This window comes from Methanothermobacter tenebrarum, assembly GCF_003264935.1.
Taxonomy (GTDB): Archaea; Methanobacteriota; Methanobacteria; order Methanobacteriales; family DSM-23052; genus Methanothermobacter_A; species Methanothermobacter_A tenebrarum_A.
The window spans coordinates 21,923-34,662 of sequence record NZ_QLOE01000010.1; the positions used below are offsets into that span (position 1 = coordinate 21,923).

Consider the following 12,740-nt stretch of genomic DNA (forward strand, 5'->3'; position numbering starts at 1 on the left):
CTCTAAACTTGAAAAAAAGACTTTTATTGTGGGTTTATTGTTGGGCGGAGTAATATCTCTAAATGCTTATAAAAATGTGTTTTATCAACTATTTCTTTAAATGAATGTTCTTTCAATTTTAGTGACGCTGTAGAAGCTCCATTACATTTAAGGTCGCATCCTTCACATCCGAAGCTTGTAGGATCCGGGAACAGAAAATAACATGGTAATTTCATGTTAACATTCAGTTCTTTGGCTTTTAATCCTTTATCGACCAATTCTTTCAGTTTTTCTTTCATTTGTGGATTTTTCACAAAAACGTCATATAATATGTTTCCTATTTTTGTCATACTTTTCACCCCCCCAGCTAATTATTGGTGGAAAATCCGTTATAGATTCCAATCATTTATTATATTCCACATCACATATAAAACTATCTTCACTTCCCCCAACAAGAAAATTGGAGAATAAAGGACATCTCTCCGATTTATAATAGTGAATATTAGCATGCTCACATTCCATATGGGGTGCCAGTAGGCGAGGCAAAATCATCTTTTACATGACAATAACAGAAAATTTTATCCATATCCAACCTCCTATAATTTAAAATGTCATGACTTTAGGTCCTCTCTTTTAATCCAAACCTATAACATCTCTAATTCCAATAAAGTATTTGCAAAGAAGAAAGGATAAATATATATTAGCTTAAATTCAAAATTGGCTAATAATATAAGCCAGTTAGATAAAATTTATTTATGGTATACTCGATCTAAGATTTTCCTCTGAAGGGAGGCATGGGAACATTGAAAAAAATATTCATCACTTGCGCACTTCCATATGCAAATGGTCCAACGCACCTTGGACATCTAAGATCAACATATATACCAGCAGATATATACGCTCGCTACAATAGGCTGAAAGGGAGGGAAGTCCTATTCGTATGTGCAACAGATGAACATGGAACACCAATAGCTGTCAAAGCCGAGAAAGAATCAAGGGACCCACTAGATGTGGCGACCCATTATTATAAGATGATCCGACGCGACCTTGAAGCATGTGACATATCATTTGATAATTTTTCACGTACAAGCAACCCTTTACATCATAGAATAGCCCAGAAATTCTTCCTAAACCTCTATGAAAAAGATTTCATCTATGAAAAGGATATAAAACAATTATATTGCAATGAATGTCAACGTTTTCTCCCTGACAGGTACGTTGAAGGTGAATGTCCATACTGCGGGGCTGAGGGGGCTCGAGGAGACCACTGCGAAGCCTGCGGCAGACACCTCGAACCCCTACAATTAGTTAACCCTAAGTGCATGATATGCGGCTCAAAACCAGAAGTCAGAAAATCTAGACACTATTTTTTCAGGTTAAGCAAATTCCAGGATAAGATTCTCGAGTGGATAAAATCAAATAAGAACTTGCCTGCAAATGTTAGAAACTATGCACTACAATGGGTCAAGGAGGGCTTGAAGGATTGGATACTTACAAGGGACATGGAATGGGGCATACCAGTCCCCCTTAAGGAAGCCAAGGGGAAAATAATCTACGTCTGGGGGGAAGCATTCCTAGGCTATATTTCATCAGCGGTTGAATGGAGTGAAAAAACAGGCAAAGATTGGAAAGAGTACTGGGATGACACTGTAATACACTTCATAGGTAAAGATATAATTTATCATCATGCGATTTTCTGGCCCGCCCTTTTAATGGCGTATGGTTGCAAACTCCCAGACAATATCATAGCAGGAGAATACCTTTCCCTTGAGGGTAAGAAGATGTCCACGAGCAAAAATTGGGTTGTTTGGACATCAGAATTCTTGGAAAGGTTTGAAAGCGACATTCTAAGATATTATCTTACAATAAATGCGCCTTTGACAAGGGATACTGATTTCTCATGGGAAGACTTCCAAAGAAGGGTGAATGATGAACTAGCAGATATACTAGGTAATTTTCTACATCGCACATTCTCTTTCACCAACAGGTTTTATGATGGTAGGATACCTGAAGCCAATCTAGAAGATGAGGACATTAAAATCATAGAGGATATAAAAAAGGCTAAAGAAAACATTGAAAATGCTATTGAAAGATTCAATTTCAGGGAAGGGCTCGTGGAGATAATAGGCTTGGCAAAGAAAGGTAACAAGTACTTCAACGACCAAGAGCCATGGAAGACCATCAAAGAAGACCCTGAGAGGGCTGCGGCTTGTATATTCACTTGTAACCAGTTAGCCAAGGCAATAGGCTCGTTCTTAAGGCCATACATGCCCAGGAAATCCGCCAAGATACTAGAAATACTCAATTTAGAGGGTGCTTCATGGGACGATGCCACCACCCCAATAAAATCCGGTCATGAAATCAGAAAAGCCAAGCCATTATTCGCCAAGATCCAGGAAAAGATCATAGAAGAGGAGAAGCGCAAACTCCACCAGAAAACAAAAACCCGAGAAGATGTTAACATAGAAGATTTCGCAAAATTAGACCTCAGAGTGGGGAGAATATTAGAAGCCTCCAAGATAAAAGGCTCAGACAAACTACTAAAATTGAAAGTTGATTTAAATGATAGGAAAATCCAAGTAGTGGCTGGCATAGGATCAAAATATTCACCAAATGAACTCATAGGAAAAAAGGTTATAGTACTAGCCAATATAAAACCTACAAGATTATTCGGCATAAAATCTGAGGGCATGATACTCGCAACAGAAGAAAAAATGGGACTATTAACAGTAGAAGATGGTAAAATAGGTGAAAGGATAAAATAAACCCCACACAGATTTGTACCGTTGATGAAAATGGAGGAACCAGCCCTCATAGCAAAATCTGAAAAATTCCTAGAAAGTATAAAAATTCGGAAGATAAACCCAGACGATCTTATAGACCCTAAAGGTTTCATCGAAACATACACCTATCTAAGATCCAATCTAAGAAAACTCCAAAAAATAAAAAAGAGAATGGAATTAAAAGGATTCAAAACACCATACCGTTCAATGGCAATCTATGGCCCTCCACTAAAAGGAGAGTTAAAAGCAGAGGACCTCCATGACATAAGAAGACAAACACAATACTTTAGGATGAAAGCTTCGCTTAAAAAGAACATCCTCGACAGGGTAAATTCTGCAATAGCATCCCATAGGATAGCATTAGGCCACCTTGAAGAACACGGCGCTTTAACTTGTGAAATGTGCAGAAGAACCTTCAGGCTTGGCGAATTATCAGAAAATGAACTTAGAGAATGTGAATGTGGCTCCACCCTCCAAGTAAAATTCGAGGATGGGAATATAAAACGTCTTGAAATAATACCATACCTCCCACTTTCAGGAGACTATATGGTTAAGATCTCCCAATTAACCCCATGGGCCAGGGAATCTTTCAAAGAGATTATAAGACTCCTAAAGAATGAGAAAAGTGGGACTATAACCTCAGCGACCATGATCATTAAAGTCCAAGAATCTGGGCGCTGGGTCAGAAAAAGGATGACCATCGAAGACATTGACCACATCGACTATGAGAAGAAATTAAAACAACAATACGGACCCCATGCGAGGATAGAATTCATACAATTTCACCGCAGAAAATCCACAATAATCAATGATAGACACGTTAGAACAGCGCTAGCACTAGGCTATTCTGGCTTCATCCAAGATTTCCTAGCTAAAATAGAAGATGAAATCCTTAAAAAGAGATTAAAAAAACCTCATATAGTTAAAAGATATGATGAAATACGTGAAGAGGCCGAGGAATATTCACCAACGTTTGTAAGGGAAGGTAAAGAGCTTGAAGAAATCCGAAAAAGAAGACTTGAAGACCTTCTCATCCAAGAGGGTCTGGCAGATGAAAATGGAAATCTAAAACCAGATCTTAAATCAGACTTAGAACTGAGAGAGAAAATAATGAATATTTTCTCAAGAACTCCCATAACACTAATACTATGGGATATAGCATGTTATTATCTTACAACATCCTATGACAGAAGAAGTAAATATGCGGGCCCATTCCCAGGTTTGGGCCCGGTCCTAGACCGTAAACAGGTTAAAACATTTGATAAAATGGATAAAGAAGCTGTTAAACTCCTCAAGGAATATGGTGAGAAAATATTTTATATAAAAAATCTTCAAAAATTATTATTGAAAAAATTTGAGATAGAAGAAAAAATAAAAGGCTTGCACATGAAAATCAATCCAAGGGCATTTGGAGCCGCTCTAATCAACCTGGAATCTGGTATAGATGAGAAAACATGTGCTAATATATTTTCTGTGACATTAGAGGAGTTAAAGAGAGAAAGAGAGAATATAAAGGCTCTTAGAAAACCTACAGACAAGGCCAGGCTCTTCATGGAAATGATCAAATAAAAAAAAGGCCCCTAATATGATGGACCCATAATATTAAAATTAAGAAGAAAGTGATCATATTGGCTAGGAAAATACATATAAACCAGCCATTAACTTCACGTAGAATAATAGAAGTCCTTGAAAAAAACCCCGAGCTTGAAAAGATCACATGCCCGCCCAGCTTATATGATAGAATCCCACCAAAGTACCTCAAAGCCCTCAAAAACCTAGGGATAAAAGTAGAACCTAGAAGACGGCGAAAATATGCTGAAAAGGATGTGAAGATGATCAGAAAACTTATAAGCGAAGGTAAAACCCCAAAAGAAATAGCGAGTATAACAAAGATACCCATCAAAACCATATACTACCTTAAAGGGGACATGAAACTCAAAAGGGGTCCAAAGCCCAAATATGATAAAATCACGAGGATGCGCGTACGTAAAATGGCAGAAGAAGGCGTGCCCGCGAAAAAAATAGCTGAAAAGTTTAATATACCCTTAAGGACAGTCTATTATATAATCAAAAAAGGGTGATCCCAGTTGCTAACAGTTGAATTTAACACTATAATAACAATATCTATCATTTGTTTCATAGTGGCATTTTCATCAACCTACCTTGTAATGCCAAGATTAATAAACAAGCTAAGGAATGCTAACGTGGTCGGTAAAGACATCCACAAGATTTCCAAGCCAATAGTCGCCGAAATGGGTGGTATTGGAATACTATTCGGATTCATAATAGGAATGTTCATAGCAATCTGCACATTCCCAAAACTTCATTATGAACTCATGGTAACCTTACTTGTTATCATACTAGTCGGCCTCGTGGGTATGGTAGACGACCTTGTAAGGCTATCATCAAAGGAAAAATTATTCCTCTTATTCTTGGCTGGACTCCCACTTATATGGGTGGCCCCACCTAACGTGGGTATACTATATCTTATAAGCATGCCGATAGCAGTTTCCATTGCTTCGAACCTCACCAACATGTTAGCTGGCTTGAATGGGATCGAATCAGGATTAGGATCTATAGCTATGATATCACTCACGGCATCCTGTATAATAATGGGAAAATATGACGTTTCACTCATTACAATGACAATGTTAGGTTCGCTGTTAGCCTTTCTAATATACAATCGTTACCCCTCACGTGTATTTCCAGGAGATGTTGGTACACTTATAATAGGGGCATGTATAGCTGCTGTGGCATTCATAGGACGTATAAAGAGCATAGCATTCATCGTATTATTGCCCAATATAATAGATTCTATCCTGAAATTCTATAGTGCGGGTGTGATGGAGAGGCATCAACACGCCCCTACAAGGGTTACAGAAGATGGTAGACTCGTAGCCCCCCCAGAGGGGTTCAATTCGCTTATAAGATGGATACTTAGAAAACCCATGAAGGAAAAACATGTTGTACTCATCGTATGGTTTATAGGAATATTATTCGGCTCCCTTGGAATACTATTAGCATTTATATTACCCCTTGACCCGATATAATAATCTACAAATATCCGCCACAAGCCTAGAAGCTTTAGAGTCGTCTGAACTTCCAAATAGTTTAATTGCATTTCTAAAATTCTCTAAAGCCTCTTCTTCATTCCCTTTTATGAAATGTATGACGCCTAGGAAAACATTCACAACCCCAAGTGGCATTTTATTCCCTTTCTTAGCGAATATCTCCGCAGCCCGTTCAAAATAATTGAATGCATCATCATAATTCTTATCTTCAAAAGAACGGGTTCCAAGGGTTAGGAGGATGGAAGCTTCACCTGATTCATCATTTATTGCAGTAGCTATATCTAGGGCCTCTTTCAACTCTTCAATGGTGCCCTCAGATGGTTTGTATTCTGATTCTAGACGTCCAAGTAATGTTCTCAACTTTGGGATTATCTTGTCGATATCAACTTCTAACTTTCCCGGTTCAAAAATCTTTGGGGTTTCTTCAAATTTTTTATGCAATTCGGCCATTTCTATGGCTTCTTTCATCTTCTCAACTTCGCTTATCTTCTCTTTCATCTCAGCTTTGCGGGGTGATTTAATTGAAGAATAAATTTTGAATGCTTCCTTGAAATACTCAATAGCAATATCCATCTCTCTCTTATCTAGGTAAACATCACCCATAAAATCGAGTACAACAGCTTCTAGTTCCTTATCATCCATTTCAACAGCTACTTTAAACGCTTTTTCAAGGTATTCCATAGCATTCTCATGTTCACCCTCATCAAGATAATATCCTGCTATGGATAACAAAATATCGAACTCTTCTTCCCATAATTCTTGGAGGCGACGAATATAATCTTCTAATGACCTTCCTCTTCCAAATAGGTCAAATAGGCCCAATATTGATATCATTTTATTCCCCAACATTCGATCCCCTTATCTGTTATGGTGTATTGGGCAGATTTTTTACCTGCTGAAGATTCTATTTGGATTTTCTCCCCATCTAAACATAATCTTAAATCGGCTAAATCCATCAAAGAAGTTTCAATCTGAGATTCAACAGTCCCCGTTGTATGTACCACAACCCCCACACCCTTAGCTTCACTTATACGACTCTTATAAGCTCTAACAAGCCTCAAAACCAGACTTGGAGGGTTGAATGCGAATATCATTGTGAGAGAGTCCAATATAGCCCTAAACTTGGATGATCTCCTAAATAATGAACGTGTACCCACACCCACCTTTACCATAAGATCAGTAAGGTTTTGAACCGAAGAAAACTTTAATGTCCCTGAATCCTCAACCTTAACACCAGCCAAGCGAGTTAGCAAATCTATTATGTAAACGTCACCGCTTTGAATATATGGTCGCAGAAACCAATTAAATTCCATCATCCTCTGCTCAAGTTGCCTAGAACCATAATCAGCCACTATATACAAGCATGGTTCACCACCTTCAAGGCCTGAATAAAGAAACTGATAACAGAATATGGACTTACCCACCTTAGGAGGGCCGTAAAGTAATATAAGATCCCCTGGTGTCACATCCTCCAATAGATCATCCAAAACCTTCACTTTCTGGTCTGTCATAACTATCACACAAATTTAGTCAACTACTATACCCTTAGGGGTTATATCATATTGTCCTTTTACCTTACCACCCCCAATCATGGCCTCTATGGTGAGATTCTCCCCATCAAGGTGAATTATATTATCTACTATGGCCTTTAACATGTTTTCAACCTTGGAGGAGGCTGAACCTTCAGTGTAAGTTACAATGGCTGTTCCTCCACTTTCTTTTATACGCATTATATAGACTGTGAGCACCCTTACAATCAGAACTTCGTCATTGAATGCCATGAGAGTCGTTAACGAATCAAGAACAGATCTGAAACGGGGAGACTTTGATATTATCTGGCGCATGGCCATCCCCAATTTTACCATGATATCTGTGGGATTATGCACAGATGATAAAAAATAATTGGGTTTACTTTCAACTTCCACGCCCGCAATTGTTGATATGGCATCTATAAAATAAAAACTTTCATTTTCTATATATTCATCAAGGTTCCAACCAAAATTGGCTATGTTCCTTTCAATGTCCTTCAAACCATAATCTGTGCTGATATAAAGGCATGGTTCATTATTACGAAGACCTTCAAATGCAAATTGATAGGAGAAGACAGATTTCCCAACCTTTGGAGGACCGTAGACGAGTGTAACAGTGTTCTCCGCGAATGATCCGCCCCCTCCACCTACAAGTTTATCTAAACCTGGAATTCCTGATGAAATCCTTACAATCAATTCAATCACCATAGAGCAATCCTAGGAGAGCTTCAAGGGCATCAGTAACTCCCTTCCCCTCTGTTACTATCGCTGGTATGATGGGAATGTCCTCGCCAAGTTTCATTTTTTCACGTATCTCCTCTGGTGAAAGCGCCCCTGGCAAGTCTTGCTTATTCGCGATTAAAACCTTTGGTATAGCCTCCGCCTTTGCCTTCCTTATCATCTCCTTGGCCCTTGCAAATGTTTGCGGGGCTGTCGAGTCAACAATTATAAAAGCACCAACCGATTCCCTACCTAAAACGTCTAATAGTAAGTCGAACCGTTCCTGGCCTGGTGTGCCGAATACATCAGCTATAAAACCTTTATATTCAAGATGTCCAATATCTAATGCTATAGTGGTTGGGAAAGCCGATAGAGCCTTCCTATCAACTGAAACCGACTTCTTTGATATTTTCTTCACGAAAGTCGATTTACCTGCATTGTACGGGCCCGTGACTAATATCTTGGGTATGTATACTTTAACTCCTCCTGGTTGCACCACAAAGAATAGTACCATAGTATCTGATGGTTCGGACCATGAAGAATGGGCCACCATAAAACCTTGACCTATTATAACCCTTTCCTCTATTGTTTTAATCTCAACCACACAATCCATGGATTTTTTAAGATTCTGGATTAGATCATGGTTATAATCCCATTTTGTGAAGAGATAAATTAGGCTGGCATTATATTTTTTGCCATGTGAATTCCATTTTTTTATAATGTTTATTGTCTCATCTTCTCCAAGATAATCTATTAGGGTTGAAAGATTATTTATGATACCTATACCATCTGGCACGTCCTCTATAGCTTCTAGGATCACATCCTCTACCTGTGAATAGTCCTCAATGGAATATTTGGCATCTGATGGTAATCCCATGAACGGTGAAGTTCCATCAACAAAGAAAGCTTGAGTATCTTTTAAGAATTTTTCAAGATCCCAGCCATAGGATCTGAACTCATATATTATCGTTTCAGGTTCGGCCACATTCGTGAATATGAAACCTTTATCTCCCTCTCCTAGTCGTCCATTTAGCATCTGATAGCCAAACGCCTCATAATCCACGCCAGGAACGGCTGAGAACATTACAGAGGCGTTATCGATTATACCACCACCGAGTATGTCGTCAAGTTTAGGGATGTACGTCTTTTTCATCTTCACATCTCCTTGAGGATTTCTTCAACTTGACTTGCCCTACTTTCCATTTCAACGAGTAAAAGACCCAACTGGGCGTCTGGTTCTGCGAGCGCAGTTAATATAGCCTTCTCACCCGCAGGTTTTAGGATTATTATACCCCTCTCAGTCCTCACGGTGATCTCATCCACTGCACCAGTGTTCATCTGGCCAGAGGCGGCCTCCGCAGCCCCCATGATAGTGGAACATAAAGCTGAGAAGATTCTCGCATCCACGTCTGGGGGTGTGCGTGCATTTATAAGAAGACCTTCCTTGGATACTATCCCAGATGCCCTTATTTGTCCAACTTGCATGAAACTTGAAAGAACATCATCTAATTTTTCCTTTTTTGTTTTAGTCATAGGTCCACCCAACAAAAAAATTTATCATCCCATTATATATAACCTCATATGTGAAATCCCCGAAGGGTACTCCCTATTCTGAGAATTTAACTATAATAACTTATTTATAATCTTATCATACTAGTGGTTTTCGATTTTTTTACACCCATTTCACATCTGATGTGGTGAACATGTAATTGTATGAAAAGGCCGGGTTATAAAAATCATTACTCATATTCTCTGTGTTAAATGTTAAGCAAATGTTTCTCCGCGTGTAATAGTTTATTCGATCTCCCAGGGAATTTTTACAATCTTCTGGGATTTCCCTTTCTAGATGAGCATATACTATAAGTCTGATTTTATATTTTCCATAAGTTTCATTATATCCTTCTCTTATAGCCTCCACTTTAATTATCTGGACAGAAGATGGCTGTAAAAGGATATTCTTCCCTGTTATATATTCATGATATGCATCCCATGGATAAAGTGCAAGTTCATCCATGTTAGCCCCTTGGATGGCACCATCCCTCGCAGCTGCAATAGCAATATCCAGTTCCAGATTATCACCCAAAAAAGAGGATACAAGAAAGAGTATTAAGATTGTAATGCCTAGAATAAGAATATAATCTCCTGTTATCTGCCCTCTACCCATCCCTATCGTGCCTCTGTTATCATTATAATAATCCCATGACCCTTTTTAAGATTCTTAATCTTGTAAGTGAAGCCAGGTTTCAATATGGCAGTTCTGGGATTCCCATTAGAATCAACTACCATACAAGGGTAAATTGGTGACATACCATACCTACCATTAACCATACCATACACTCCACTGGAGTTGACCCATAACTGATATCTCGAACCCTGAATACTAGTAGGGGCTGTGAAGGTCGCCTCATGTCCTGGGCCGCCAGCCAATACAAGATTGACCTTACCAGCCAATTCATCCATTAAAACCCTTAAATCAGTTAAAGTTCTTTCCTCGTTAGCATAATCTATCCTATAAGAGGCCATACTCGTCAAATATAATATTAAAAAGGATAGAGAAAGGAATGAGATCAAGAAATCTGTTGTAAAAACTCCCCTTTCACATTCTATCATATGAAACCCCTAGTATGATAATACGAAAAAATGTTAATATAATTTCCCCCTTATAATTTTATAGCAGAGCCCCCCAAATTATATCATAGTGGGGAATGAAAATGTATAAGATAGTATTATTTAGCGGAGGCCCCTACAGATTCGAAGAATTTGAAGAGTATGTGGAGGACATTGGAGGTTTAGTGCTTAAAAAGGATCGTTTCAATGTGAGCAGAGGCGAATACTTCCTAGCCGAGGAAGTCAAAGCCCTAACAATAATACCCGAAGAAGAAGAGGAACAATTAAAGACGATCGTAACTGGGATAAAAGGGTTCATCCAAGAATTACCATTTGACGAAGACAAAAAAAGGAGAATACTACTCTGCATACTCCTACATGACTCATTGACTAGGAACCCCCAATGGATGGGAGAAGAGGAAATAGAAGAAAAACTAATCTGCCCATGTGAAATTAAATTCTGTGAAAATTCTCCAGAATGCTTCATTGACTTGTCAGAAGTCCTAGATGCAATGGTGGAAATGGAACTATTAGAAAAGAGAAATAATAAAGGCACAACAGAATATAGGATAAAAATTATACAATAAATTTTTTAGTAGGGAGGTTTGATAAAAGTTGAACACCAACACACTGATAATAGTTGGGATAATCTTCATAATCCTTGGTATCTTCCTCATATTCGCTGGTAGCATCATAAGCATATTTAGTAAGACAAAGGAAGGTGCGGAGGTTAAAACAGGCGGAGTTATAATGATAGGACCCATCCCAATAATCTTCGGAAGTGACAGGGGGATGGCGATTATAGGCTTCCTAATGGCCATAATATTAATGATAGTAGCCTACATACTATTTTATAGAAGTATAATATAATTAGGGGGGTTTTATGAAGGGGAAGGTATTTTTTATTGGTGGAGGGCCTGGAGACCCGGAACTTTTAACTTTGAAGGCTGTTAAGATAATTAAAAACTCTGATATAATAATATATGCGGGTTCCCTTGTGAACAAGAAGATTCTAGATTTTGCACCTGATTCTGCCAGGATCTATGATAGTTCCTCTATGACATTAGATGAGATAATAGATATTATGGTGGATGGTGCCGATTCTGGGAAGATTATTGCCAGGATACATACAGGTGATCCTTCAATTTATGGGGCTATAATGGAGCAGATGAGGGAGCTTAAAAAGAGAAGAATCCCCTTTGATATTATACCAGGAGTGAGTTCACTTTTCGCTGCTGCAGCCGCTTTAAAGACTGAATTAACTGTGCCTGGGGTTTCTCAGACTGTTATAATCACAAGACCTTCTGGTAGGACGCCAGTACCCCCCAAGGAGGATCTAGGAGATCTTGCAAGTCATAATTCCACTATGTGTATATTCCTTGGGGTTCATAAAATCGGGGAAGTTGTTAAAAGTTTAAGAGAACATTATAGTGATGATACACCAATAGCCGTGGTCAAAAGGGCTTCATGGGATGATGAGGAGATAATAAAGGGTAAACTTTCTGATATAGAAGATAAAGTAAAGAAGAGTAATATTCAGAAGACCGCCATCATCATAGTAGGTGATGTTCTCGAACCTGGAGATTTTGAAAGTTCGAAGCTATATGATCCCACCTTCAGCCATGGATATCGTAGAGCCTAGATTATTATAAGTTCGAGGTGTTCCATCTTCCCACAGTTTCGAAATCTAGAGGTGAGTTCTTTTATTTTTTCAGCTTCACCTTCTAGGATGAAGATCTCAAGGCAATTCTTGTTCCTCAAGTGACTGTGGATCTGTGTACTTATGATACTCTCATAGTCATGCTTGATGTCGTTAACCTTATCTTCAACTTCCCTTTTGTGTATTAGGAAAAGCACCCCATTAACTTCGCCTTTTATATCCATTTGTCTTCTTTTCTCATCTATTAACATCCTAGAGGCCGTTCTTATAATATCTGAGCGACTTGAAAATCCCATCTCATCCTTCAAAGCGTCTATTTCTTCTAGGAGTTTTTCATTTATCGAAATGCTGATAACGCTCATAACTAAAACTATTTTAATAAACATTTAAA

General features: G+C 38.5%; 16 protein-coding genes. 7 read left to right on the forward strand and 9 right to left on the reverse strand.

All coding sequences use genetic code 11. From position 1 onward, the window contains the following. Positions 1–23: 23 nt before the first annotated feature. On the reverse strand, positions 24–329 hold the full coding sequence (locus DPC56_RS07055; protein WP_112094375.1) for a hypothetical protein: 306 nt from the start codon (positions 327–329) through the stop codon (positions 24–26). Positions 330–782: 453 nt separating this feature from the next. On the opposite strand from DPC56_RS07055, the gene metG reads away from it, so the two are divergent. The 4 genes from metG to DPC56_RS07075 all read left to right on the forward strand — a co-directional run bounded on the left by metG (position 783) and on the right by DPC56_RS07075 (position 5,812). Next, on the forward strand, positions 783–2,744 hold the full coding sequence (gene metG, locus DPC56_RS07060; RefSeq protein WP_181454418.1) for a methionine--tRNA ligase: 1,962 nt from the start codon (positions 783–785) through the stop codon (positions 2,742–2,744). Between the two features lie 24 nt (positions 2,745–2,768). Then, positions 2,769–4,331, forward strand: a complete 1,563-nt coding sequence (locus DPC56_RS07065) for a DUF530 domain-containing protein (RefSeq protein WP_245923961.1) — start codon at positions 2,769–2,771, stop codon at positions 4,329–4,331. A gap of 50 nt (positions 4,332–4,381) precedes the next feature. Further along, positions 4,382–4,843: a helix-turn-helix domain-containing protein gene (locus tag DPC56_RS07070; RefSeq protein ID WP_245923963.1), complete on the forward strand. Its 462-nt coding sequence runs from the start codon at positions 4,382–4,384 to the stop codon at positions 4,841–4,843. 87 nt (positions 4,844–4,930) lie between these two features. After that, positions 4,931–5,812, forward strand: coding sequence for an MraY family glycosyltransferase (locus DPC56_RS07075; protein WP_112094413.1), 882 nt, complete (start codon positions 4,931–4,933; stop codon positions 5,810–5,812). Here DPC56_RS07075 and DPC56_RS07080 read toward each other — a convergent pair. From DPC56_RS07080 to DPC56_RS07110, 7 genes are all read right to left on the reverse strand, one after another. Then, positions 5,792–6,667, reverse strand: a complete 876-nt coding sequence (locus DPC56_RS07080; protein WP_181454419.1) for a tetratricopeptide repeat protein — start codon at positions 6,665–6,667, stop codon at positions 5,792–5,794. The genes DPC56_RS07075 and DPC56_RS07080 overlap by 21 nt on opposite strands. Further along, positions 6,664–7,344, reverse strand: coding sequence for an RAD55 family ATPase (locus tag DPC56_RS07085; RefSeq protein ID WP_112094379.1), 681 nt, complete (start codon positions 7,342–7,344; stop codon positions 6,664–6,666). The genes DPC56_RS07080 and DPC56_RS07085 overlap by 4 nt, the downstream gene beginning before the upstream one ends. 15 nt (positions 7,345–7,359) lie before the next feature. Continuing rightward, on the reverse strand, positions 7,360–8,067 hold the full coding sequence (locus tag DPC56_RS07090; RefSeq protein WP_394339531.1) for an RAD55 family ATPase: 708 nt from the start codon (positions 8,065–8,067) through the stop codon (positions 7,360–7,362). Continuing rightward, positions 8,060–9,235 carry a GTP-binding protein gene (locus tag DPC56_RS07095; protein ID WP_112094381.1) on the reverse strand — a complete coding sequence of 392 codons (1,176 nt, stop codon included), beginning with the start codon at positions 9,233–9,235 and terminating at the stop codon, positions 8,060–8,062. The genes DPC56_RS07090 and DPC56_RS07095 overlap by 8 nt, the downstream gene beginning before the upstream one ends. 2 nt (positions 9,236–9,237) lie before the next feature. Continuing rightward, positions 9,238–9,615, reverse strand: a complete 378-nt coding sequence (locus DPC56_RS07100; protein ID WP_112094382.1) for a roadblock/LC7 domain-containing protein — start codon at positions 9,613–9,615, stop codon at positions 9,238–9,240. Positions 9,616–9,754: 139 nt separating this feature from the next. Continuing rightward, the gene (locus DPC56_RS07105) at positions 9,755–10,246 is read right to left on the reverse strand and encodes a hypothetical protein (RefSeq protein WP_146737622.1); all 492 of its coding nucleotides are present in this window, start codon (positions 10,244–10,246) and stop codon (positions 9,755–9,757) included. A 2-nt stretch (positions 10,247–10,248) separates the two neighbouring features. Further along, positions 10,249–10,692, reverse strand: coding sequence for a hypothetical protein (locus DPC56_RS07110; RefSeq protein ID WP_112094384.1), 444 nt, complete (start codon positions 10,690–10,692; stop codon positions 10,249–10,251). A gap of 101 nt (positions 10,693–10,793) precedes the next feature. Here DPC56_RS07110 and DPC56_RS07115 point away from each other — a divergent pair, with 101 nt between their 5' ends. From DPC56_RS07115 to cobM, 3 genes are read left to right on the forward strand one after another with little or no spacing between them, the layout of a single operon-like run. After that, on the forward strand, positions 10,794–11,276 hold the full coding sequence (locus DPC56_RS07115; RefSeq protein ID WP_181454420.1) for a methyl-coenzyme M reductase family protein: 483 nt from the start codon (positions 10,794–10,796) through the stop codon (positions 11,274–11,276). 28 nt (positions 11,277–11,304) lie between these two features. After that, entirely contained in the window at positions 11,305–11,559 is a 255-nt protein-coding gene (locus DPC56_RS07120) for a TIGR00304 family membrane protein (RefSeq protein ID WP_112094386.1), read from the forward strand. A gap of 13 nt (positions 11,560–11,572) precedes the next feature. Beyond that, positions 11,573–12,331 (forward strand): precorrin-4 C(11)-methyltransferase, encoded by a 759-nt coding sequence (gene cobM, locus DPC56_RS07125; protein WP_112094387.1) that lies wholly within the window; start codon positions 11,573–11,575, stop codon positions 12,329–12,331. On the opposite strand, the gene DPC56_RS07130 is transcribed toward cobM, so the two are convergent. Beyond that, entirely contained in the window at positions 12,328–12,711 is a 384-nt protein-coding gene (locus DPC56_RS07130) for a CopG family ribbon-helix-helix protein (protein WP_112094414.1), read from the reverse strand. The two genes, cobM and DPC56_RS07130, sit on opposite strands and share 4 nt — an antisense overlap. Between the last annotated feature and the right edge of the window lie 29 nt (positions 12,712–12,740).